The organism is Thermanaerothrix sp. (assembly GCA_026417795.1).
Classification (GTDB): Bacteria; Synergistota; Synergistia; order Synergistales; family Synergistaceae; genus Thermanaerovibrio.
In genome coordinates, this window is the sequence record JAOACP010000003.1 from 21438 (window position 1) to 45139 (window position 23702).

19 protein-coding genes, 1 tRNA gene, 1 other RNA gene and 1 pseudogene are annotated in these 23702 nt (G+C 57.2%); 9 read left to right on the top strand and 13 right to left on the bottom strand.

Going from position 1 to position 23702, the window contains the following annotated elements; all coding sequences use genetic code 11:
- Positions 1–15: 15 nt before the first annotated feature.
- A complete protein-coding gene (locus tag N2315_01110; GenBank protein MCX7827795.1) occupies positions 16–1755 on the bottom strand; it encodes a hypothetical protein in 1740 nt (579 codons plus the stop codon).
- Between the two features lie 65 nt (positions 1756–1820).
- A pseudogene (gene prfB, locus N2315_01115) lies at positions 1821–2919 on the bottom strand (peptide chain release factor 2).
- 118 nt (positions 2920–3037) lie between these two features.
- On the opposite strand from prfB, the gene N2315_01120 reads away from it, so the two are divergent.
- The gene (locus tag N2315_01120; protein ID MCX7827796.1) at positions 3038–4042 is read left to right on the top strand and encodes a biotin--[acetyl-CoA-carboxylase] ligase; all 1005 of its coding nucleotides are present in this window, start codon (positions 3038–3040) and stop codon (positions 4040–4042) included.
- A 5-nt stretch (positions 4043–4047) separates the two neighbouring features.
- On the top strand, positions 4048–5082 hold the full coding sequence (gene selD / locus N2315_01125) for a selenide, water dikinase SelD (protein ID MCX7827797.1): 1035 nt from the start codon (positions 4048–4050) through the stop codon (positions 5080–5082).
- 27 nt (positions 5083–5109) lie between these two features.
- Here selD and N2315_01130 read toward each other — a convergent pair whose 3' ends face one another.
- Positions 5110–6354, bottom strand: coding sequence for an NAD-dependent malic enzyme (locus N2315_01130; GenBank protein ID MCX7827798.1), 1245 nt, complete (start codon positions 6352–6354; stop codon positions 5110–5112).
- Between the two features lie 22 nt (positions 6355–6376).
- On the bottom strand, positions 6377–7303 hold the full coding sequence (locus tag N2315_01135) for an MBL fold metallo-hydrolase (protein MCX7827799.1): 927 nt from the start codon (positions 7301–7303) through the stop codon (positions 6377–6379).
- 103 nt (positions 7304–7406) lie between these two features.
- On the opposite strand from N2315_01135, the gene N2315_01140 reads away from it, so the two are divergent.
- Entirely contained in the window at positions 7407–7985 is a 579-nt protein-coding gene (locus tag N2315_01140; protein MCX7827800.1) for a hypothetical protein, read from the top strand.
- Positions 7986–8203: 218 nt separating this feature from the next.
- Positions 8204–10702 carry a flagellar filament capping protein FliD gene (gene fliD, locus N2315_01145; protein ID MCX7827801.1) on the top strand — a complete coding sequence of 833 codons (2499 nt, stop codon included), beginning with the start codon at positions 8204–8206 and terminating at the stop codon, positions 10700–10702.
- Between the two features lie 198 nt (positions 10703–10900).
- Here the strand turns inward: fliD and N2315_01150 are convergent, their stop codons facing one another.
- The 7 genes from N2315_01150 to N2315_01180 all read right to left on the bottom strand — a co-directional run bounded on the left by N2315_01150 (position 10901) and on the right by N2315_01180 (position 15859).
- The gene (locus tag N2315_01150; GenBank protein MCX7827802.1) at positions 10901–11884 is read right to left on the bottom strand and encodes a cation diffusion facilitator family transporter; all 984 of its coding nucleotides are present in this window, start codon (positions 11882–11884) and stop codon (positions 10901–10903) included.
- Between the two features lie 90 nt (positions 11885–11974).
- Positions 11975–12511, bottom strand: a complete 537-nt coding sequence (locus tag N2315_01155) for a permease (protein ID MCX7827803.1) — start codon at positions 12509–12511, stop codon at positions 11975–11977.
- Positions 12508–12987, bottom strand: coding sequence for a hypothetical protein (locus tag N2315_01160; protein MCX7827804.1), 480 nt, complete (start codon positions 12985–12987; stop codon positions 12508–12510). Before N2315_01160 ends, N2315_01155 begins: the two co-directional genes overlap by 4 nt.
- Before the next feature lie 350 nt (positions 12988–13337).
- Positions 13338–13689, bottom strand: a transfer-messenger RNA (tmRNA) gene (ssrA, locus tag N2315_01165).
- Between the two features lie 134 nt (positions 13690–13823).
- Positions 13824–14279: an SsrA-binding protein SmpB gene (smpB, locus tag N2315_01170; GenBank protein ID MCX7827805.1), complete on the bottom strand. Its 456-nt coding sequence runs from the start codon at positions 14277–14279 to the stop codon at positions 13824–13826.
- Between the two features lie 271 nt (positions 14280–14550).
- Positions 14551–14628, bottom strand: a tRNA-Pro gene (locus tag N2315_01175).
- Between the two features lie 76 nt (positions 14629–14704).
- Positions 14705–15859, bottom strand: a complete 1155-nt coding sequence (locus N2315_01180) for an ABC transporter substrate-binding protein (protein ID MCX7827806.1) — start codon at positions 15857–15859, stop codon at positions 14705–14707.
- Positions 15860–16095: 236 nt separating this feature from the next.
- Here N2315_01180 and N2315_01185 point away from each other — a divergent pair, with 236 nt between their 5' ends.
- The 3 genes from N2315_01185 (at position 16096) to thiS (ending at position 18995) form a co-directional block, all read left to right on the top strand.
- Positions 16096–16479 carry a 4Fe-4S binding protein gene (locus tag N2315_01185; protein ID MCX7827807.1) on the top strand — a complete coding sequence of 128 codons (384 nt, stop codon included), beginning with the start codon at positions 16096–16098 and terminating at the stop codon, positions 16477–16479.
- 114 nt (positions 16480–16593) lie between these two features.
- Complete coding sequence (locus tag N2315_01190) at positions 16594–18789, top strand: aldehyde:ferredoxin oxidoreductase (GenBank protein ID MCX7827808.1); 2196 nt, start codon at positions 16594–16596, stop codon at positions 18787–18789.
- A complete protein-coding gene (gene thiS / locus N2315_01195) occupies positions 18789–18995 on the top strand; it encodes a sulfur carrier protein ThiS (GenBank protein ID MCX7827809.1) in 207 nt (68 codons plus the stop codon). Before N2315_01190 ends, thiS begins: the two co-directional genes overlap by 1 nt.
- 188 nt (positions 18996–19183) lie before the next feature.
- Here thiS and N2315_01200 read toward each other — a convergent pair whose 3' ends face one another.
- The gene (locus N2315_01200; protein ID MCX7827810.1) at positions 19184–19870 is read right to left on the bottom strand and encodes a response regulator transcription factor; all 687 of its coding nucleotides are present in this window, start codon (positions 19868–19870) and stop codon (positions 19184–19186) included.
- The gene (locus tag N2315_01205; GenBank protein MCX7827811.1) at positions 19857–21008 is read right to left on the bottom strand and encodes a sensor histidine kinase; all 1152 of its coding nucleotides are present in this window, start codon (positions 21006–21008) and stop codon (positions 19857–19859) included. The genes N2315_01200 and N2315_01205 overlap by 14 nt, the downstream gene beginning before the upstream one ends.
- 91 nt (positions 21009–21099) lie before the next feature.
- On the opposite strand from N2315_01205, the gene N2315_01210 reads away from it, so the two are divergent.
- Both N2315_01210 and N2315_01215 read left to right on the top strand, forming a co-directional pair.
- A complete protein-coding gene (locus tag N2315_01210) occupies positions 21100–21855 on the top strand; it encodes a hypothetical protein (GenBank protein ID MCX7827812.1) in 756 nt (251 codons plus the stop codon).
- An 18-nt stretch (positions 21856–21873) separates the two neighbouring features.
- The gene (locus N2315_01215) at positions 21874–23631 is read left to right on the top strand and encodes a PEP/pyruvate-binding domain-containing protein (GenBank protein MCX7827813.1); all 1758 of its coding nucleotides are present in this window, start codon (positions 21874–21876) and stop codon (positions 23629–23631) included.
- Positions 23632–23702 lie beyond the last annotated feature (71 nt).

The following is a 23702-nucleotide window of genomic DNA, read 5'->3' on the forward strand; positions in this document are numbered from 1 at the left end:
GGACAAAGGGAGGCATCAATCCTCCTCTTTGCCTTCCCCTTCCGCTGCCATCTTGAGGGGAACTCGAAGCAATCCCTCCACGTAGTAGTTGGTCTTAAGCACCTTTAAGGACCCCTCCTTCACCCGCTGCTCCTTGATCTCGCTCAGCAGCTTGGTGGAATCCTCCCTTTCCCTATCCTTGCTTCTCCGGCATAGGACCTCCACCAGTATCTCGTTGTTGGCCTCCTCTGCGGACAGTTCCCGGAGCAATCCCTCAAGGCTTTCGATGCTGCGCCGACCCTCCTTGATGGACTCCTGCTCCATCTCAGCCACGCCTCCGCCCCGCACAAGCACCTCCACATCACCCCTGGCGTCCGCGGGGATCTTAACGGAAAAGGTTCGTTTCTCCGCCTTGCCCCTCCAGGGACGAAGCCACACGTCCACCCCGATAATCTCTCCGGGACTGAAGGACCTGTCCTTTGGGACCTCAACCTTTTCTATGTAAAGCACCTTTGGGGTCTGGGTCACCTTTACATCCAACCGGAAGGAAAGGGGCTCAAGGGGCATAAAGGGGTTTAAGGGCAGCATGGAGTGGATCAAGCTGAACTCCTGGAAGATCTTATCCGGCAGGTCTGAGTCGGAAAGGAAGAAGTTGGTCCTGCTCCATCCACCGGGGACGCCGGCTCCCTCAACGGTGACCGTAACCTCACCGGTACCCTGTCCGGTCCTGCCCCAAAGATCCTCCACACAACCCGCAACCGCCGGTGGGACCACCAGGGACGAAACGAAGGGGTCCGCCACGGCCTTGAAACGCCTGACCGCCCTCGTGCCGCTATCCAGATCATGGAAACGGATCTCGTAATCATTGCCCTGGGGCATAACCCCGATCCTCCCGTATACCCCCTGGGGCCTGTCCTGAAGCACGGTGCCTATCACACCACCCAGGGTTCCCAGTTTAAAGGGGGTCTCAAGGCTTGGGATCACCCTTACCACCGAAGCCTCGGTGGCAAAGAACTTGACGGCCCCCCTGCCCATAAACGGGTGCCCAAAGGCAAGGAACTTATCCCTGTCAACAGCGGTTACGGTTCCAATGGTCCCCACGGAGACATCCCCCACCACCAGGGCAACCCCAATGGAGGACCCGGGGGACAAGGAGGGCCTGCCGGATGCCGTAAGCCCCGTCCCAGCAGGAGCCGATACCCTGGAAGAGACCCTCTCCCCTATGAGCCTACCGTACCTGGGACTCACGCCTCCGATCAGAAGGGGACTGGAAAGCCCCTGATCCCGGCTTAGCGTCTCAGGCAACAGGTCGCGGCTTGCCACGTCCCGGGATTCCACATCGCCGGAAACTACCGAAACGGCCTGGCCAACCTCGCTGTGAGGCTTCTTACGGTCAATCTCCGCACCTTGCATGGGCGGTATCTTAAGCATCTCCTCCGCTGGGGTAACCAACGCCATGGAGTGATCTGCGAACTCCCAGCCAAAGCCAATGGCCCCAAGAAGCTTGCCGTTGACGTAAACCGGCGACCCGCTCATCCCTGCGGCAACACCACCAGCCTTGATGATCCTGTCCCCTATGGCTTTTATCAAGACCAGCCGATTTGGGGCGGATCTTTGGGCAACCACGCCCAAGATCTCCACCGGGAACTGCTCCACCTTGTCCCCATGGAAAACCGTAAAAGCCACACCCCTCATGTGGGGCTTCAGGGATTTAACGGGGAAAACCCCCTCTTTGACCGAGAACTGATCTCCACATGAAACGCCGGGGAGGAGCATCAGGAAGCACAGGGCTAGAAACAGTCCAATTCTGGCCCGCAAGGGAGAGGTACTTCCGGGGAGTCTCACTGTTCCGAATCCCTCCAAACCCGTCCAGTCTTGTAAAACCTAAGGTACACCATGATGAGCTCGTCCAGCTGGCCATCCAGCACCGCCTGGACGTTGCCTATCTCACAACCGCTTCGGTGGTCCTTAACCAATTGGAAGGGCTGGAGCGTATAAGACCTTATCTGGCTCCCCCAAGAGATGGCGCGCTTTTCCCCCTGAAGGGCCTCGATCTGCTCCTGCCTTTCCCTAAGCTGCCTCTCAAAAAGCTTGGCTCTTAACATCTGCATGGCGGTGGCCCTGTTCATGTGCTGGGACCTTTCAATCTGGCAGCTAACCACTATGCCGGTTGGTATGTGGGTTATCCTCACCGCGGAGTCCGTCATGTTAACGTACTGGCCCCCGGCACCGCTGGAACGGAAGGTGTCCATCTTAAGGTCCTCCGGCCTTATCTCTATCTCCACGTCATCGGGCAACACCGGCATGACCTCCACGGAGGCAAAACTGGTATGCCGTCTCTTGGCAGCGTCAAAGGGGGAGATCCTGACCAGCCGATGAACGCCGCTCTCTCCCTTAAGATATCCATAGGCATACTCACCGCTAACCTGAATGGTGACGCTTTTTATACCAGCCTCCTGGTCCGGCAGCTCGTCCAGGAGCTTGACCTTGAAATCGTTCCGCTCCGCCCATCTGACGTACATCCTATAGAGCATCTCCGCCCAGTCCTGGGAATCCAAACCGCCGGCACCGGCATGTATCGACAGTATGGCGTCCGATGGGTCGTACTCCTCGTCCAGCAGGGTCAGCACCTGGCTTCTCTCAAGCCTCTCCTCCAAGGCCTCCGCCCTTTGGTAGAACTCCAAGGAAAGCTCCTCGTCCTCTTCCTCCTGGAGCATCTCCGCCAGAACCTCAACGTCCTGAAACTCCCTCTCCAGGGCAGAAAAGGATTCCCTCCTCTGCTGAAGCTGGGCAAGCTCTCTGGCCAGCTCCTTGGAGTCCGGCCTTTCCCAGAACCCCTCCTCGGAGGCCTTGTTCAACAAATCCGCTATCTTGGCATCCATTCCCTCCAGGTCAAAGGCTATCACGCAGCTCGCGCATGCGCGAACGCAAGTTGCCCATGACCGTGCTGACCGGCAGAACGACCATGTACACCCCTCCCAAGAATTGTTATATTGAACAAGAAAGGATTATATCACCATCGGGACAAGAGCCGCGGAGGAAGGAGATCGGGTTATACATGGATCAACGCCATGGGGTGGACAACCGGGTAAGGGTGCTCTGGGTGCTGGCCCAAAACCCGGGGCAGCTGACCCCGAGCTCAGCGCTGGTAAGGGAGCTTAAAATCACAAGGCAGGGAATATCGAAGATAATAAGCACCCTAAAGGATGAGGGTATAAGGATTTCATCGGTGCCTCAAAGGGGGTACATCCTGGAGGGGGGCCCCGAAGGCGACGGTTTTTCTCCCTCCTGGGCAGAGATGCTTCTCATGGATTCTCCGCTGGGGCATCCCATATTTCATTACGCCTCCATCGGATCCACCCAGGCCCCGCTCAAGGAGATGGCGGCCCAAGGACGCCGGGAGGGGGCCGTTGTTGTGGCAGACGAGCAGACATCGGGAAGGGGAAGGCAAAGCCGGCGCTGGGAATCCCCCAAGGGGGGACTCTATGGGTCCGTTCTTCTGCGCCCCAAGCTGCTTCCACGAATGGTTCAGGCGGTAAACCTGGCCTGTGCCATGGCCATGGGGGATGCGCTTGAAGACCTTTGCCTCATAAGATGCGAGATCAAGTGGCCCAACGACATACTGGTACGGGGAAGGAAGATCTGCGGGATGCTTAGCGAAGGGGTCGTGGAGGTGGATCAGATCCACCACGTGGTGTCCGGCTTTGGAGTTAACCTCAAGACAACTCCCATGCTGGAGGATCCCCTCACAGAAGCCACCTCGGTGGCCCAGGAGGGAGGCAGCGTTCCAAGCCGCCACGACCTTCTGGCCCATTTTTTAAAAAGGCTTGGATTTTACCTTGACATCCTGGGCATGGACCCTAAAAAATTCATGGAAATGTACGTTTCCAGATGTTGCACCATAGGCATGCGCATAAGGGGGACATGGAAAGAGGACGTCATCGAGGGGACCGCGGAGGGCTTGGACCAGGACGGTTCCTTGTTAATCCGGCTGGAGAGCGGCGAAGTATCAGCCTTCTCCGCCGGGGACGTCAAACACATAAGACCCGCGGAAGGGAGGTGAAGGTCATGAGGCTTACGGAACGGGCCAAGACCAGCGGGTGAGCCGCCAAGATAGGTCCAGCGGAGCTGGACCAACTGCTAAGGGGGCTCCCTTCCATTAAAGATCCAAGGCTTCTGTCCGGGTGGGACAACGGAGAGGACGCGGCCCTGTGGAGCTTAGGCGATGGGAGGCTTGCCATACTTACGCTGGACTTCATAACTCCCATAGTGGATGATCCCGTGCTTTTCGGGGAGATAGCAGCGGCAAACGCATTAAGCGACGTGTTCGCCATGGGGGGACTGCCAAAGGTGGCGCTTAACGTGGTGGCGTTTCCCACCTCCTGCGAACCCTTGGAGGTACTCAAGGGCATACTCATAGGGGGAGCCAATAAGGTCCAAGAGGCGGGAGCATGCCTTGCGGGAGGACACAGCGTTCAGGACAACGAACCCAAGTACGGGCTATCGGTTTATGGCGAGGTTCGAGAGGACAGGCTCTGGAGGGTCACCGGAGCAAAACCCGGGGACGGGCTGGTGCTAACTAAGCCCTTGGGCAGCGGGATACTTACCACGGCGCTCAAAGCTGGAATGGCGGGGGAAGATGCGCTTGCAGAGGCAGTTAAGTGGATGGCCATGCTCAACGACCTTCCAAGGAAGCTCCCGGAGGATCTTATCGCCTCCATAAGAGCCGCAACGGACGTCACCGGGTTCGGCTTTATCGGGCACTGCCTGGACATGGTGAGCGCAGGAGATATGGACGCGGAGATAATGTCCTCAAGGATCCCTCCGATGAAGGGGGCCCTTGAGATGGCTTCCATGGGCATGGTTCCCGCCGGGGCTTACTCTAACAGGGAGCATTTTTCATCAAGGGTCCAGCTGGGAGAACAGGTTCCGCTTGAGGTTCAGGATCTTCTCTTTGACCCACAAACGTCCGGAGGCCTTCTTTTGGCAGTGGATCCAAGCATGGAGGACGAGTTGCTGAGAGCCCTTTGTGAAGTCGGATTTACCCAATCGGCTCTGGTTGGCAGGTTTAAGGAAGGGGCGGGGAACGCAAGGGTTGTTTAAAGGCCTCGCAAATCCCCGCCCCGGGGTTTATATCCTGACCAGAGAGCTGCCGTGGAGCCTCTGCCAGGTGTCGTTGTACACCTGCCCCGGGGGAACCGGGAGAGATGCCATACCCTCCTCCACGGCCTTTTGCGCCACCGCCTCCGCAACCCGGGGGGCAGACTCATCGCAAAAGGGATCCGCCAGGATGTTCTGGGGGGAGAGCTCGTGTTCCTCGGTGACCGACGCTAGGGCATCGGCGGCGGCCAACAGCATGGAGTCGGTTATGGTGTTGGCCCTGACGTCCAAGGCACCCCTCATTATCCCGGGGAAGGCCTGGAGGTTGAGAAGGGGGTTAGGATGTTCGGCGGTGCCCGTGGCCACCACCGCGGCCCCCGCGGCCACCGCCTCTTCGTAAGGTATCTCAGGCTCCGGGAGCGCCAGGGCGAAAACTATGGCCCTTGAGGCCATGGATTTAACGTGGTCGCCGGTCACCAGGTTCCCCTTGGAAAGCCCTATCATCACGTCCGCCCCTCTCAAGGCCTCATCAATTCCTCCCGAAATGCCCTCGGGGTTTATCCTCAAGGACAGGTCCCTTTGAACGTGGTCCATCTTGGGGTTGTCCTCCCCCAAAATCCCGGCGCTGTTAAGACACACTATGTTTCTGGCCCCCGCGGCCAACAAAAGCTCCGACGTGGCGACTCCGGCGGCGCCGGCACCTATTACCGCTATCCGCACATCCGGCAAATTCTTCTGCACAACCTTAAGGGCGTTTTTGAGGGCCGCCAACACCAGGACAGCGGTACCATGCTGGTCATCGCACAAGACCGGTATATCCAGGACGGATCTCAATTTCCGCACCACCGTGAAAGTATTGGGGCTTGATATGTCCTCTATGTTCACGCCTCCAAGGGTGGGGGCCATGAGTCTTACGTGGTGGATGATCTCCTCCGGGTCCGAGGTGTCAAGGCATACCGGTATGGCGTTTATGTCGCCGAAAAGCTTGAACAAGAGGCACTTACCCTCCATTACGGGAAGCGCCGCCTCCGGCCCTACGTTGCCTATGCCAAGGACCGCAGAACCATCGGTAACCACCGCGATACGGTTGCCCCTGCCTGTATAGTCAAAGCTCAACGCCGGATCTTCGGTTATGGCCAAGGATGGATAAACGCTCCCAGGGACGTAGGCCAGCCCCAGGTCCTCCTCGTTTCTGACGTTTATGGTGGGGTATATCTTTATCTTCCCCCTCGCCTTCCTATGAAGCTCCAAAGCCCTAAGCCTGTCGATGGTCATCTTAAATCCCCTCCCCGGCAAGTCATGGACGGTTTTTACCCATTTCAACCCCTGATCCCAAAGGAAATCCCATCAGATCCTCCTTGATATGGTTCATGGAATGGCTCCCCTCCCTGGGGGACAGCCCATCCAACATCACAACCCGGCGGAGAGCCAAATCAACCACCATTCCATCATCGGCGCAGATAAGATTTGAATGGGGGAAGAGGTCGTTAAAGTACTCCTCCACCAGATGGGGCCCTCTCTTGATTATGCCCCTTCCCATATGGGTTAAAAACACCAAGGGCACCTTAGAAGCCCTAAGAATATCCTCAACGTCCTCCAAGGAAAGGTGTTCAAGGTTTTGCCTGCGTCTTTCTAACGTCACGTTGAGGATTAGAATATCGCTTGCTTGCGCCACTTGATAGATAACCGGCAGCATGGCGGTGTCGCTCACGATGCCCACGGTGGGGAGCCCTTCTCCTTTGAGGATAAAGCCAAACGTCATTACCCCGTGGTGCTTGAGTTTAAAAGGTCTCAGCGTGGCATGGCTCCCCAATGGATAGTCCGAAAGGTCCTCCAGTATGACCTTTTGCCGGACCTTTTTCGTAAGGTACCGGAAGACCACCGGCTCATCCCCAAGGGCATCGGCGGGGAGGAAAAGGCTGCCCCTGCAGCTGTATCCTCCCCCCACCATGGCTTCCACCACGGCGTTGGCGTCGCCGCAGTGATCTAGATGCCGGTGGGTTATCAGCACCCCGTCCATTTCGGTGGGATCCAACTCCGGAACTGCCCTGCATATGTGATGGAGACACCCTGGACCCGGATCTACAACCCCCTTGAAATCCCCATAGCGGAAGAAGATGCCGCCGCTGGACCGTATCTGGTGCATGGTGCAGAACCTGGCGCCTGAGGTGCCAAGAAACCTGATGAAGTTGTCTGGATACATCTCAGAGATGGACGTTTTCAACTTACCCCCTTCATAACCAGAGAGGAACGTGGTAAAAGTATATGCTCAAATCGATTGCTGTGCTATGCTCATAGGGATTAAAAGGGGTGGGAGGTGAAGAAATATGAAAAGGCTACACCCCGATGACCTTCCGGATAAGCCCATTACGGTGGGTCAAATACTCAGCGCCATGGACAGTGGCTATCCTGGATACCTGGAGAAGCTCCTTCAGCAGGTCCAACAGTGGTTGACGTACCTATCGGAGCGTAGGTACCCGGTGGAGGCGGAGGATCTCTTCTGGGGCAACGGGGAATCCGACGGGGAGGCGCTGCTTCCCCAAATAGGATGGGTTCAGGCATTTGCGGATCTCATGCCCTCCGGTGGGGAGATCCTGGGCCACAAAGACGCGGTGGTGCTGGGTGTGGGTCCCATAATGTTTGAGGACTCACTGCGAATGGCCATAGACCATGGGGCTATATTCGGCAGGGGGCGGTGCTCCAGGATATGGCTAATCACAGACAACTGGATAACCGCGGAGGCCTGCGCCTTCGGGGGGCACATAAGCGCCCTCAGGGATCAGGGGATAGACATAAGGGCAATAATCATAACCCCCTGGGGATGGACGGAGGTTCCATGGTCCGTCAAACCCGGATGTCCCGGTAAGACCGCATGGATGGACGGCAAAAGCGACGGGGTGCAATAGGAGATCTGTACACGGGAGGGGGCGCCGCCCTCTCCCGGCTTGTTATGCACAATCATCGGATCAACCGGATGGGAAATGCTTTTATGACACGGGACCACAGGTAAAGTCTTACGGCAGTGAATCCGAAAAATACGCTGAACCGTTCAGAGGAAGCATAGTCTGTGGCGGCGTTCGACTTTTAATACAATAAAGCAAAACCAGGAAAGGAGGCTCCGATCGTGGGGGATCCTCTGTTTCAGTTCACCGGCGTATCCTCCCAGATAGACTGGGGGACCATGCTGGATAAGATAATGGAGAACGCAAGAAAGCCGGAGAAGATATGGCAGGAGGAGAAGGACAAGCTGGAGCTTAAGAAAGGGCTCTACGAGGAGCTTTCCGCCGGCATGAAGCAGCTTAGGAACAGCATCACCTCCCTCAAACTATCCTCCACTTACAACAAGAAGCAGGCGGAGCTCACCAGCCTTGACTCCGGCAAGGCCGCCAACGCGATCCTCACCGCCACGGCGGACACCTCCGCCGCGATAAACCAGTGGACCATAAAGGTCAACCAGGTGGCGAAGGCGGAGAGGAGGACCTCCGACAGATTCGACAGCGTAAGCAGCGCCCTTAACCTGTCCGGGACCTTCAGGATATACGTGGGCAAACAGTGGGCGGAGGTCACCGTGGCCAACTCCGACTCGTTGCGGGACATAAACCTGAAGATACAGAAGGCGGTGGACAGCACCGGAAGCAACCTGGCCATAACCAGCAAGATAGTGGACAACCGCATAGTCATAGAGAGCGCCTCCACGGGCCTTGGCAAATCGGGGCCTAAAGCCTCCGAGACCTTCAAAATGGGGAGCTCAAACACCTTTTATCTTCCCCGTGAGGTCAACGGCTGGTATCCAAGCTCCGTCACCATCCAGTCCGGATCCGTGACGTACGCGTCCGGAACGGACTTCACCTACAACGCCTCCACCGGCACCATAACGTGGCTTAGCGCAAACAAGCCCGCTGCGGGGTCTGACTTCAAGGTAACCTACTCCCAGGACACGGAAACCATAACAAGAGGAGCTGGGGCCACGGACAACATGGCGCTCCCATCCCCTCGGCCTTCGTCCATAGTTATAACCCAAGGTGCCAACACCTACGTGGAGGGCACGCACTTCACGTATAACTCCTCCACGGGTGAGATAACCTGGACATCTCCTTCACAGCCCGCCTCGGGTACGAACTATACGGTGAAGTATCTCTACTACTCCAACGATAACGTGTTCTACCTACAGGACGTGGCCGGCACGGTGGTATCGGGTGACAAGCTCTCCGGAACCGGCCTTGGCCTTATGGGAACCTCGGGATACACGGCAGCCCAAAACGCCCTTTTTGAGGTGGACGGTCAGGCGGTGGAGCGGAACAGCAACACCGTGGAGGACCTGATAGCGGGCGTCAAGCTTAACCTTGTGGGGACAGGAACGGTGCGGTTGGACGTTACAGTGGACGCCCAGGCCGCGGTTGAGGGGCTTAACAACTTCGTCACCGCCTACAACGACGTGATGGACTGGATAAACATAAGGCTGTCAGAGGAGAGCAAGAAGGAGAAGACCTCCGAAAGCACCAAGGACGACGACTTCTACAAGAAGTTCGGTCTCCTTCATGGGGACCCGCTGCTTTGGCAGATAAAGGACCAGATGAGGCAGCTCATATCCTTCCCGCTGACCAACCTTCCAAACACATACTCCTCCAGGGGTTACATTTCCACCACCACGCCTTTGAACATCAAGGGCGACATGGTGATCGACATAGGCGGCATGCGGGCAAGGATAACGGTGTCGGAGAGCGACTCACTGGAGAACATAAAGGCAAAGCTAACGGGGCTCGCCGATGAGACCGCTGGAACCAGCGGAAACCCCAAGGGTACGAGCATGCCCGTATCCGTTTCGGTGGAAAACGGCAAGCTGGTAATAAGGTCCACGTCGAACAGCACCGACGGACGGACCACCAGATCGGACACCATAAGCAGGAACACCGCATCCAGCTGGGATCTCTTGCCCTACACCCCGAGCTTCTCACCTCCGGTGTCCGGCTCCCTGGTGGTGAAGCAGGGGTCTACGGTATACACCGAGGGCGTGGACTACATGGTGCAGACAGTGGAGAACTCCAACGGGGCCTTTGAAAGCCGCGTGGTGTGGCTCTCCGGCGGCAGACGTCCCACGGGGAACTACTCGGTTCAGTACACCTACGATCCTGGCAAGCTGTCCATAAGCACCACCGGCACTTTAAACACCATGGGCTTCTCTCAGGACGGCACCAGAAGCTCTATAACCTACGCCGGAATATCAACAGAGAAAGCAAATTACGGCAAGAGCGGTAAGCTGGAGTTCAACGTGGAGACCTTCATGACCCGGATGAGGGACGACAACAACGGGGTGGCCAACCTCATGTCCTCCATGATGAACAAGCTGGACCAATTTCTGGGCAACATGGTGGACACCACCCAGGTGCCGGTGGGCACCGAGGTGGTGGTAAAAGGCCGGATAGCCGCCAGGGTAAGCTCCATAAAGGATCAACAGAAGGCCATAGACAAGCGGATATCGGACTTTGAAAACCGGCTTAAGATAATGCAGCAGTCCTACTACAACCAGTTTGTGGCCATGGAGAAGACCATCTCCAAGATGAACCAGCAGCTGTCGTGGCTTGCGGGCATCGTATCCCAGCTGTCGGGCGTCAAACAGCAGTAGAGCTGCGCTACCAGGCAAGAGCAGTGAAACGGGGAATATACCTTAGAGGCGCCTTAAGGGAATTCAACTGAGCTCATCAAAAAGAGGAGGCCCCCTAAAAACAGGGGCCTCCTCTTTTTTGCTCCACGATTGTTAAAGCCCCAGGCGACGGCCCAAATCCATGCACCAGGCGAAGACGGTCCCATGCCGCAAGGGCGATCAAACCGCTTTAACGTCCATGCCTCTGCACTCAAAGGGTCCCCCAACACAACAGGAGAACTCCATCTGTAGGGTGACGTGAGCTATGGGGAACTGCCCTTTTATCATGGAGGTTATGCTGGAGAGAATTTCATCGGTCTGTCCATTGGCGGAGTCCCTTAAGGTGACATGGGCTTCAAGGAAGATCTCCCTGCCATCGGTGGTCCACATGTGTATGTGGTGCATATCCAACACCTCCGGCAGATCCTCCACCTGGCGGACAAGCTCCTCAACGTCCACCCCTTCCGGGGTTCCCTGCATGAGGATGTGAACCGACTCCTTAAGCAGCGGAACGGACTCTCTTAGAACGTACAAGGACACCCCAAGGGTAAGAAGAGGGTCAAGCCAGTACCATCCAAACTTCATTACCAAAATGGCAGCTATTATGACCCCTACCGACGACAGTGCGTCCATCACAACGTGAAGATAGGCGGACCTCACGTTCAAGCTCTCCTTGGAGTCCCGGTGCAGAAGCCAGGCGGTGAGCAGATTGCCCACAAGGCCCACCACCGCCACGGAGAGCATAACCCCTCCGGATATGACGTCGGGGTGCAAGAACTTTCGAATCGCCTCCACCAGGAGGAACACCCCGATGCCCATCAACGCCACGGTGTTTAGAAGGGAGGCCAGCACCTCCGCCCGCTTAAAGCCGAAGGAATGGGAAGGGGTCCTCTCCATCTTGGCTATCCTCATGGCCAGCCAGCTTACACCCAATGAAGACGCGTCGGAGAGATTGTGCACCGCGTCGGACAAAAGGGCCAGGCTGTTGGATACAAGGCCGCCAACCACTTCCGCCAGGGTGATAAGAAGGTTTAAAACAAGGGCCAGCGCAAGCCTACCCTCCGAGGCGCCAGCAGAAACGTGATGATGGTGGTGGTGATGGCCATGACCGTCATGATGATGATTAGAATTATGGTGCCCTTCGGCTCTGCAATCGCAAGACAACTATTGATACCCCCTCAAAGGCTTGAATCTCGCCGCCATATGTGGCGATAATTTCACATTCTCGGCTCCAAGTCAAGGGGCTGTCTTTCCTCAGTTGTCATCCAAGGCATCCGGTGCTTTCCCACCCAGGGCTAACATGAAACTTATAAGGCGAGCCATGAGGACTATGCCCGCAACGCTCATGGCAAGTCTTACCAACGCGAACTTGTACCCTAGGTTTGCCATTTCGAACATCAGCAGTGGAACCTTTGTGGTAGACCAGGCGCCTAAAAACACCAAGACGTTAAAGAGGCTGGCCCCCTTGGCCATCATCACCTCCGCCACGGGGAACGCGGCGTACAAGGGGCCCGCCGCGGCGGATCCCAAAAGGAACGACACCAGGACGCCCCGCAAACCAGAACCGTGGCCGGTAAATCGGATCATGGTGGATCTGTCAACCCACACGTCAAGAAGCCCCAGCAGGACAAAGATAGGAGGTATAACCGACAGCATCTCCAAGAGGTTCTGGGCGCTCAACCTCAAGGCACTTGCCCCAATGGAGGGCTTGTAAATCCATATGGCCGCCACCGCGAAAGCCACCACGAGGAAGAAGCGGTATCTTGTAAGGGCCTTTCTCATCCCATTCATCCCATAACCCATCCCAAGACCCAAGCCACGATGGCGGAGAAAGCCAGGGCAAGGCCATTGCGCCACAAGGCCGCCCTTAGGCCGATTACCCTTGCCTCCATGGGGAACGTCACGACTCCCACCATCATGAGGGACGATACGAAGGCCCCAATCTGGGCGTAGCCCGCCCCCGCCTTGAGAAGCGCCGCCGCCAAGGGGAAGGCCACGAAACCGGGCATCAGGGTTACGGATCCCACCGCCAGGGCCAAGGCCACTCCCTCTACACCGCTGCTCTTGCCAAGCAAAGCTCCTATGGCCGATGGATCCAACATGGACATGCAGATGCCTATGAGGAGCAGGACCCCCAGCAGCTGCGGCAGTATACCCTCAAAGGACCTCAAGGCCTTGAGCAAAGCGGCTTTCGTCCTCTCCCGATCCTTGGCATAGGACGCGCACAGGGCCAATCCGGCGATCCCGTAGAGAAACCACGAGAACATGGCCTCACCCTCCCATGTGTAATATACGCCACATTTTACACCGCCAAGGGGATCTACAATCCAGAGGACGCTATTTCCTTATGGCGACAATATAGGGAGGGCAAAAACCGTAAGGCCGTCAAACAACGAGGCATGATGGCCTAATCTTCGGATCTTACAGCACCCCCACCACCTCACCGTACATGATAACACCATCTGTCCGGATATGTACGGTTTCATGTACGGTGGTAACTCGCGCTAGGGGGCATTTTCCTGAGAGGATATGCAGGGGCTAAAGGCGGATAAAGCCAGTTCTGGACTATGTTTTTGCGACTTTGGAAGACTTTGTGAAAAGCCCTAAGATCTGCTATTGGTGGAGGCGGGGGGAATCGAACCCCCGTCCGACAATGGCCAGCCTAGGAGCGCTACGAGCGTAGTCCGCGTTTTAGGTTTAAAGGACCGGTCTCCCACGGACGGGATACCCCTCCTCGAGCCTCCCTAGAGTCTCGAAAACCGGCCGGGCGGCTACGCCGGTCTTCCAGCCGCCTGATTGACGCCCTTCCAGCGCACGGCGGCGAAGCGCCGGAGGACGTGGCTGCTAACTAAGCAGCCAGAGCATAGTTATCGTTGGCGTTTTTCTTTTTGGGACCTTATTTACGAGGCTGCCCCAACCTCGGCTCGCTCTCCTAAACCCTCCGCTTGCCGTCGAAACCTGTCGCCCCCTATTCTCTACATTTCGCTTCGCCAACTAAACGGGAAAACCCTGATTTCTCAATCCAAGGATACCGTACACCCAACCCGCTTGTCCACATGACCTGCCAACCTAAAAGCCTTGGACTCAAACCAAAGGTATACGGCTACCTGGACCTCACTGCCCTTTCCATCTCCCGTTTCGCCTGCTTTTCCGCAAGGGCGTCCCTCTTATCGTGCAGCGCCTTGCCCTTCGCAAGCCCAAGCTCAACCTTGGCCCACCGGTTATTCTTGATGTATATCCTAAGGGGGATCAGCGTAAGCCCCTTCTCCCGCACCTTCTGGTGGAGCCTTAAAATCTCCACCTTGGAGGCCAAAAGCTTCCTCGGCCGCTCCGGATCCACATTGTAGTAGCTTCCCTTCTCGTAGGGAGATATGTGAACCCCTATAAGCCAAAGCTCCCCGTCCTTAACTGCCGCATAACCATCCTTCAGGTTCACCCGGCCCTCCCGGAGCGACTTTATCTCAGTACCGGTGAGAACTATGCCCACCTCCAGGGTGTCCAAGATGAAGTAGTCGAACCGGGCCTTCCGGTTCTGCGCCACGATCCGATCCTTCTCCATCCCATAACACCCCCGTTCACAGCAAATCTTACAACAAAAGTCACTTATAGTCAATTGTCTGGCTTCCCGTTGCCCGCCTGACCGATAAGCCTACGGATGACCTTATGATGGACCTAAGGGAAAGGGCAAGAGGACGGCCAATTACCAGGGAAGCCGATGGAGGATAACTAAAGGTAAAGGGCAAGCACACCCTCGAAGACAAAACCGCCCGCCTACCAACCTAAGGGAGCCATAAAAAAACGGAGACCCCTTAGGGCCTCCGTACATGACATGGTCGGGGCGAGAAGATTCGAACTTCCGACCTCTTGGTCCCGAACCAAGCGCGCTAACCAGACTGCGCTACGCCCCGAACGGGAAGGATTTTAACATCCCGAAGGCGCCCCGTCAAACCTAACCACCAGGGCGCCTTCGGACGTTCAAAAACCCTACTTGGGCTGTATCCTGGTGAAGAAGTGGGCCTTGCCGTCCTTCTCCACCTTCAGGATGACCGCGGTCTTGTTGAGGGGGTTGTGATCCTTGGGATCCACGGAGAGCACGCCGTGGTGAAGCTTAAGGTTCTTGGTCTCCTCAAGGGCCTTGGCGATGGCGGTGCCGTCCGCCTTGCCGGCCCTCTTTATGGCGTCCGCAAGCCAGTAGACGGAGTCGTAGGCCAAGACGCCGTTCACGAACTCCTTGCACTCGTCCTTGTACTTGGCCTTATAAGCCTTGAAGAAGGGCTGCATGCCAGGATCCTCCAGGGAGGTGTGGTTGACCCAGTAGGTCCCCACCAGGGCGGGCCCCGCTATCTCATACATGAAGTCCGCGTAGCCGTCGCCGCCCATTATTATGAGGTCCTTCATGCCAAGCTCCCTGGCCTGCTTGATTATGAGGGCCATCTCCTTGCCCATGCCGGGAAGGAAGAGAACCTCCGCGCCGGAGTTGCGGATGTTGGTAAGCTGAGCCCTGAAGTCGGTGTCCTGGCCGCCCTTGTAAGCCTCATCGGCCACGATCTTGCCGCCCAACTTCTCGAACTCCTTGATGCAGAACTCCCTGAGCCCCTGAGAATAGTCGGAGGCCACGTCGTAAAGCATGGCGGCCTTCTTCTTGCCCAACTTGACCGCCGCCAGGTTGGCAAGCACCTTGCCCTGATAGGGGTCGGTGAAGCAGATGCGGAAGGAATAAGGACGGACCTTGCCCTTCTCATCCACGGTGACAAGGGGGTTGGTGGAGACGGTGCCTATCTGGGGCACCTTGGAACGGTTGACTATGGGGGCGGTGGCGATGTTAGCCCCCGAGGCGTTGGCCCCTATGATGGCCACCACCTTGTCCTGGTCTATCATGCGGCGCACCGCGTTAACCGCGTCCTCGGTCCTGGTCCGCCAGTCGTAGGGAACCAAAACCAACTTCTGCCCCAACACGCCGCCCTTGGCGTTGATCTCCTCCACCGCCAGCTGGGCCGCCCTGAGCTCCGTCTGGCCGTAACCCGCGTAGTCCCCCGTAAGGGCGGTGAGATAACCCACCTTGATCTCCCCCGCAAGGGCACAACCCGCCGCCATGGCAAGAACCGCCACGGCCAAACCTAAAACCCAAAACTTCCTCACTCCACAACACCTCCCGATTGAGGATGTGAAACCTGCTGAAAATTCTACCACGAGGACAGCCGATGCGCATCGGCGGGAACAAACATTAAATAAAGCTTACGGAGAGTTGGGCTTAAAAGTGGAAATTTGCGGTTTATTTTTACTCCAAGGCCTCCTTGAGGAAACTTGCATGTGGTATCATGTACACAAGAGTAGGCCCATCTGGGCCCTCAACACCCCACAGGGAGGGATGGAAGGTGAAGCTCCTAAAGTCCTACGCGGAAAAGTGCGTCCGGTGCGGCGCCTGCATGGCCGCCTGCTCCAAGGCCTATTTTAAGGAGGAGGATCCCGGTCTATCTAGGATTCGGGTCACCGACGTGGGCAGCATGCCCAACATAAACGTTTGCAACCAGTGCGGCGCCTGCATAGAGGTGTGCCCCACCCAGGCCCTGGAGAGGGATAAGAACGGCGTGGTACAGCTTAAAAAAGACAAGTGCACCTCCTGCATGATGTGCGTAGGCTACTGCCCCACCGCCAGCATGCTCTTCAACGCCGCCAAACAGAGCCAGCCCTTCAAGTGCATAGCCTGCGGCCTTTGCGCCAAAGCCTGCCCCACCGGCGCATTGGAGATAATAGGCTGAAATCCATCACCCCGTCTCAAGGGGCCTTATGAAAAACCCCCCAGGGGACCAACGGCAACTAGGGTAATTAAAATTTAAAAAGCAATGCCCTCACGAAAGGAGCGGTAAAAGATTATGGAGAAGATGAAGCTTCTCGCCCAGTGGACCTACACCCCCAAGCCCATCCACAGGGGATACACCAAGGAGGTCTGCTTCGTTGACCTGGGCAACCGGGACGGCAACTACTCCTTCAAGACCAAGTCCCTGTCCGATGAGTTCGTGGAGCGCTTCACCGGCGGCCGCGGCTTCGGGCTTGGGCTTCTCTGGGACGCGGTAAACGAGAACACCAAGTGGGACGACCCGGAGAACGAGATAATAATCTCCGGAGGCCCCCTTTGCGGTATAACCCAGTACCCGGGAGCGGGCAAGTGCTACTCCGTCTTCCTCTCCCCCGCCACCAAACAGACCTACGCCAGCAACGCCGGCGGTTACTTCGGCCCCCTCATCAAGTTCTCCGGGTTCGACTCCTTCGAGCTCAGGGGAATAGCGGACAGGAACGTGATAATATTCGTGGACGGTGACCTTGGAAAGGTGGAGATCTACGAGTCCCCCTTCGATGACAAGTCCAACTCCTACACCATAACCGACGAACTCCACGAATACTTCTCCGCCGAGGACGAGGACCGAGAAAACGGCAAGCGGGCCATTTCGGTGGTATCCACCGGGCAGGCGGCGCACCACAGCTACATATGCGGCATGAACTTCAGCTTCTATGACCTGCGCCGCAAGGTTGCAAGGCTCAAGCAGGCAGGACGCGGAGGCGGCGGCACCGTGCTGCGCCACAAGGGAGTCCACGCCATAGTGGTGAAGAAGCGCAAGGTCACGGGAGTTGAGAACGACCCGGCGGACCTCGCAACCCTCCAGAAGGTGGGCATAAAGCTCCACAAGGAGATCCACGACTACGACGACGTGCAGTGCAAGATGCGCAAGGTGGGCACCGCACACCTCAACGAGGTGATGAACGACTACCACCTGTTGCCGGTTAACAACTACAAGTTCGGCCAGCATCCGGACATAAACAACATCCACTCCGACGTCTACACAAGCCTATTCACCCAGGGGCTTCCGGACGGCTGCTGGTACGGCTGCTCCCTATCCTGCGCCAAGGCAGCGGACCACTTTGAGCTCAAGACCGGTCCCTGGAAGGGCCGCAAGGTCACCGTGGACGGCCCGGAGTACGAAACCGCCGCGTCCCTGGGCTCCGTCATAGGCATCTTCGATCCCAAGTGGACCATAGAGGCCAACTTCTACGCGGACCACTACGGCTTCGACACCATATCCCTGGGCACGATAATCGCCTTCCTGGCGGAGTGCTACGAGCTTGGACTCATAAACGAGGAGCACACCGGTGGGCTTAAGCTCAACTTCGGCAACAAAGACCACATGATGGAGCTCATCCACCGGATGGCGGAGGGCAAGGACGAGTTCGCCGTCGCCGCCAGCCGGGGCATCCGCTACCTTAAGGACTTCCTGAGCGAGAAGTACGGGGCGGACCGGAAGGTGATGGAGGACATCGGCATGGAAGGGCAGGGACTTGAAGTCTCCCAATACCGCTGCCAGGAGTCCATCGCCCAGTGGGGCGGCTACTTCCTCACCCTCAAGGGGCCCCAGCACGACGAGGCCTGGCTCATATTCATGGACATGGTTAACAAGCAGCTCCCCACCTTCGAAGACAAGGCGGAGGCCCTTTACTACTTCCCCAACTTCCGGCTGTGGTTCTCCCTGGTGGGGCTTTGCAAGCTGCCCTGGAACGACATCGAGCCCGCGGACAACCACATCAAGTACAAGGGCATCGAGGCCGCCAAGGTGCCGGAGCACGTGCAGAACTACGTGGACATCTTCAACGCCGTCACCGGCAAGAACATAACCAAGGAGGACATCATCACCCAGTCCGAAAGGGTTTACAACTTCGAGAGAGTGTTCAACCTCAGGATGGGCAAGGGGACCAGGGAGTGGCACAACATACCCGCCAGGGGTCTTGGACCGGTCTTCGAGGACGAGTACATGGCAAGGCCCGACTACTTCGACGACAAGCTGAGAGAAGCTGGGATAAACCCCGAAGGGCTCTCCGTTAAGGAGAAGATAGAGAAGCTCCAGGCCCACAGAAGGGGGCAGTGGGAGCAGTTGGTCGACGCGGTCTACAAGCGCAGGGGTTGGAACAGGAACGGCATCCCCACCCTCGAGACCGTAAAGCGCCTGGGTATAGACACCCCCGAGGTGGTGGAGGTCCTCAAGAAGCACCTCCGCCCGGAGGACGAGTGGGGTAACTGATGGACCGCTTCATCACCGTAAACGGAGACAAACACCCCTGGCGGGAGGGGATGACCGTCCAAGATCTCTTGGACGAAAAACGTTACACCTTCCGCATGTTGTCCGTGTGGATCAACGAAAAACCGGTGGAAAGGGATCGCTTCGCCTCCACCACCATACCGGAGGGGGCTAAGGTCCAAGTGGTGCACATGATAAGCGGAGGTTAGGAAGGGGCAAATACACAAATCGCAGGCTCCGACGGAAGGAAGATTGCCGCCGGAGCCTGCGATATTTTTGCTCTCTTGCGCCAAGGGCCACATATGGCCTGCCCCTTCATCCATCCAAGCAACCACAGTCCAAAAGCGCATCAAGCGGGTGTCTTACCCGCTCACAGCAGGATAAAAATCTGGCGGGCTCAATCCACCCCGGTCCCTACCAGCAAAAGGTCATCCTTGGACAGCTGCGCCAGCCCCCTCTTCCAGGCGAAAACCGCCGCCTGGGTCCGGTCAACCAGGTCGAGTTTCTTCAAGATGTGGCTCACGTGGTTCTTAACGGTCTTCTCCGACAACACCATGCGTTTGGCTATCTCGGAGTTGTTAAGCCCCTGGGCTATCCAGTAGAGCACCTCCAGCTCACGGGGGGTAAGGCGGCCCAAAAGGTCCCTCTCCTCCTTGCGGCGGTTAAAAGTGCTGAGCAGCTTACCCGCCACCTTGGGGTCCACGTAGGAGTGACCCCTGTAAACGGACCTTATGGCTGAAAGGAGCTCCGTCATCCCAGATGCTTTAAGCACGTAAGCGTCTATGCCCACCGAAGAAAGGGCGGTTATGTGGTCGTCATCGTCAAAGGCGGTTATCGCCACAAAGCGCGGCAGGTAGTCCCCCCTTTTCTTAAGGTCCTTTACCACCTGGACCCCGTCCCTCCTGGGCATGTGGATGTCGAAGAGCAGTACATCAGGGTTAAGCTCCAACACCATCTCCACCGCGCTGTCCCCATCCTCCGCCTCACCTATAACCTCCATGTCCTTCTCCATCTCCAGAAGGCGCCTTAGACCATCTCTGAAGAGACGGTGGTCATCCGCCAATACGATCCTAATCCTTTTCATCGCCCAACCTCCCAAGGGGTATGCTGAATATCACCGAGGCCCCCCGCCCCGGAGCGCTTTCTATGCGTATGGTGCCCCCTAAAAGGCGCACCCGCTCCTCCATGTTAATAAGCCCCAGGGACCCCCTGTGATAGGCCTCCACCCTGGCGCTCTGAGGATCAAAACCCTTACCGTCGTCGGACACCTTAAAGGTGGCCATGGAGTCGCCGAAGGAGCCCCGGATCTTAACGTTCCTGGCCCCTCCATGCCTTACAGCGTTGGTCACCGCCTCCTGAACAATCCTGTAGGCGTTGGCCCTGGCGGGCCCGGTCATGGCATCCCCATCCCCTCGGATCAACACCTCAACGTTGACCGAATACCTCTCGGAAACGGTCTGGGCCAGCCTCTCCAAACCCTCTTTTATACCAAAGTCCAGCCCCGAAGGCTTAAGCCTCCAGAGGAACGTACGGAAATCCCTCACCGCGTCCCCCATCTGATCCCTTAAACAGCGGATCTCGTCCCTGACCCCGTCCAAGTCCCCATTGGACAAAAGGGCCTCCAACCTGTCCAGTATGAGGAGCGCTCCAGAACAATATTGGGCGGGGCCATCGTGAACCTCCCTGGCAAGCCGGAGGTTCTCCTGTTCCACAAGCCTTAGGGTCATGGCCGCCGCCTTGTAGTCCCGCTCGTCCTTGGCGGAACACAGGTCCTGGCTGTTGTTCTTGAGGACCTCCAGCGCCAGTTTAAGCTTCCCCATGGTCTCATCGGTTCTCAAAAGCATCCTCTCAAGGCGGGCCTTCTCCCTCTCCGCCTCATCCCGCCTCTTCCTAAGGCCCCTCTCCCTCTCCTCGAAACTACCCTTTAGCTTCATGAAGTGGGATGCCTCATCGTAGGCCTCCGCCTGCATGGCCTCGTCCTTCTGTTCCGCCGCCCTCGCCAGCTTGAGGCGGGCCTTTTTATAGGCCTCGGTCAGGGAGTCCGACGCGGCTATCACATCCTCCAACTCCCTTCGGATCTCCTCGATCTCCAGCTGCTTCTCCTTTATGCCCGTCCTTATCTCGTCCTTTATGTCCAGCACGGTATCTATGCTGGAGTCAAGTGATTTAGCCGCCCTATCCAAGGCATCGTCTATCCGGTCGCTCCAAACTTCACCAACCAAAACCCACATCCCCCTCTTGCGGCAAAAGGACCTCTGCCCCATTATAATTCGGATTGGACATCCATAAGCTGAACCGCCGGGGAGGATATATATGAACCAAGAAAACGAAGACCGAACCCCCTCCAGGGGCATAAGGCACCTGGTGGGGAAAGCGGTTCACCTCTTCTCGATGATAAAAGAGGGTGACAGAATACTGATAGGCCTCTCGGGAGGGAAGGACAGCCTGTTGCTTTCCCTGTGCTTGAAGGAGCTTCAAAGACGAAGCCCAGTGAGGTTTGAGCTTTACTCCTGCTTCATCGACCCAACCAATGGGGAGTGGGACATATCCCCATTAAGGGATTTCTCCCAGCTTGCAGGCATCCAGCTAACCGTGGTTAACCACGCCACTTTCAGCATAATAGACGCCAGAGCTGAAAGCAATCCTTGCAGCCTTTGCGCCAACCTCCGAAGGGGCATACTCGCATCCCAGGCGCTGAAGATGGGATGCAACGTGGTGGCCCTAGGGCACCACCTGGACGACGCCATGGAGACCGCCCTCATGAACCTCCTGATGGCAGGGCGCTTTAAGGCCTTCGACCCTGTGATGACCATGTCCAGGACCGGGATAAGGGTCATAAGGCCCATGGTATTAGTACGAGAAAAAAGCATTGCGGCGGAAATGCGACGATTGGGGATCACACCCATGGCTCCCACCTGCCCATTTGGGGAAAGGGGCACCAAGAGGAGCGAGGTAAAGGAGCTCATAGCCCAGTTGGAGTCCCAAACGCCGGGATTTGGTGGCAATATGTTAAACGCCCTGTTGTCCATACCAAGCCCCTTCGGATGGGGCGAGCCCCAGAGGACCTAATAGAGAGGAGGGGCCAGCTTGCAGGATCAGGACGCCCTTGAGAGGTACTTCGCGTGGGATCCCAGAGAGGACCAGGACTTCCACCCCATGATAGTGGGGGAAGGTTCCATCGGCGGCAAGGGGAGGTCCCTCCTTTACGCCGCCCGCCGCCTATGGTCAAGCGGCAACGACCTTTTAGCGTCCGTAAGGATACCCCCTTCACTGTTCATAGGCACGGGAATATTCCAGGAAGTGGTTGACCAACTGGGTGGGCAGGACCGCATAAAAGAGCTGATAGGGGACGACGGCACCAGGGTGGAAAGGGCGTTTCTATCCGCCCAACTGCCACCGCAGGTCACATCATCCATAGGGGCTTTCCTTACCACGGTGGAGGATCCCGTGGTGGTAAGAAGCAGCAGCGTGCTGGAAGATTCCATAAAACACTCCTTTGCCGGCAAGTACAGGTCCACTTTTCTCATGAACAGGGGCACCATGGAAGAACGCATAAGAGCTGTTCAAGAGGAGATCCTCCGCATATACGCCCGTACGTTCTTCCCCACCGCCATAAGCTACAGGAAGAAGCACAACCTCGGAGACGACATGATGGGCATAATAGTCATGCGCATGTCCGGCCGCTGGAGGGGGCGCTATTACTACCCCACCACCGGAGGCGTTGGCTATTCAAGGAACGTACGCCGCTGGACCACAAGGATAAGGATGGAGGACGGCATACTGCGCTTCGTCTTCGGCCTTGGCACCATGAGCACCAAAAGGGGCTATGCCAGGACCTTCTCCCTTACCAACCCGGCGCTGCGGCCAGAGGGGTCCAACCCATACAAGATAATGAAGCATGCCCAGGAGCGCTTCCAGGCGATCGACGGGGACACCGGCGAGCTGGTAACGCTGGACGTGAAACAGATGTGGCGGGAACTCCTAAAATGGCATCCCAACCTCGGCACCTTCGCCCAGCTATACACCGTGGACGGAGACACCGGATACTTCTCCTCGGTGGACTACTCAACGGAGATCCCTAACGCCTACTCCAAGGTCTGTTTTACCTTCGAGGACTTTCCAAGGAAGTGCCGGGTCTTCTTCGACCGAATGAGGGACATGCTGCCCCTGTTGGAACAGAGCATGGGAGTGCCGGCGGACATAGAATACGCCTACGAGCCGGGGGAAGACCAGCTGGAGCTCCTGCAGTCCAGGCCCCTATGGATAGGCGGAAGCGCAGTAGGATCCGCCAAGATCCCGGACATAACGGGACGAAAGGTGATACTCATGGCGGACCGCATGGTCACCGACGGTATACTTGAGGATGTTAAGTATCTGGTCTACGTGGATTACCGGATATACGGCTCAGGGCCTGACTTCCACACCGTGGCCCGTGGAATAGGTTACGTAAACCAGTCCATGGGTGAAAACCGATACATACTGGTTGCACCTGGGAGGGTGGGATCCAGCAACCCGGAGCTTGGAGTGCCGGTTCAATACAACGAGCTCACCCAATGCGCCTGCATAGTGGAGCTCGGCATACCCCGATCGGGACATATGCCGGAGCTTTCATACGGAACCCACTTCTTCTCGGACTTGGAGACGGATAACGTGATGTACATGCCGGTCTACGACGGGGAGAAGGACAACCTGTTCGACCAGGAGTGGTTTGACCAAGCGACCTACGCCGAAGGGCCCCACATGGCCATACGGATATATCAAGGCAGTTTCTCAGTCTACTCGGACGGCACAGAGAACCGGGGGGTTGTGGTGGTTAATCGTGTAGATAACCCCTGCCACTGTTGACCACATGCCAGGAGGCTACATACACAAATGAATGTAGAAGGAGGCCACCTCGGCAGGGACCTCCTTCTACG

Excerpts from the sequence above, each read along its gene's own strand:
- N2315_01110 (MCX7827795.1), bottom strand. The coding sequence starts at position 1,755 with ATGCTCCTCCCCGGCGTTTCATGTGGAGATCAGTTCTCGGTCAAAGAG.
- N2315_01120 (MCX7827796.1), top strand. The coding sequence starts at position 3,038 with ATGGATCAACGCCATGGGGTGGACAACCGGGTAAGGGTGCTCTGGGTG.
- N2315_01130 (MCX7827798.1), bottom strand. The coding sequence starts at position 6,354 with ATGACCATCGACAGGCTTAGGGCTTTGGAGCTTCATAGGAAGGCGAGG.
- N2315_01140 (MCX7827800.1), top strand. The coding sequence starts at position 7,407 with ATGAAAAGGCTACACCCCGATGACCTTCCGGATAAGCCCATTACGGTG.
- N2315_01155 (MCX7827803.1), bottom strand. The coding sequence starts at position 12,511 with ATGAATGGGATGAGAAAGGCCCTTACAAGATACCGCTTCTTCCTCGTG.
- N2315_01160 (MCX7827804.1), bottom strand. The coding sequence starts at position 12,987 with ATGTTCTCGTGGTTTCTCTACGGGATCGCCGGATTGGCCCTGTGCGCG.
- smpB (MCX7827805.1), bottom strand. The coding sequence starts at position 14,279 with ATGGAGAAGGATCGGATCGTGGCGCAGAACCGGAAGGCCCGGTTCGAC.
- N2315_01190 (MCX7827808.1), top strand. The coding sequence starts at position 16,594 with ATGGAGAAGATGAAGCTTCTCGCCCAGTGGACCTACACCCCCAAGCCC.
- thiS (MCX7827809.1), top strand. The coding sequence starts at position 18,789 with ATGGACCGCTTCATCACCGTAAACGGAGACAAACACCCCTGGCGGGAG.
- N2315_01200 (MCX7827810.1), bottom strand. The coding sequence starts at position 19,870 with ATGAAAAGGATTAGGATCGTATTGGCGGATGACCACCGTCTCTTCAGA.
- N2315_01210 (MCX7827812.1), top strand. The coding sequence starts at position 21,100 with ATGAACCAAGAAAACGAAGACCGAACCCCCTCCAGGGGCATAAGGCAC.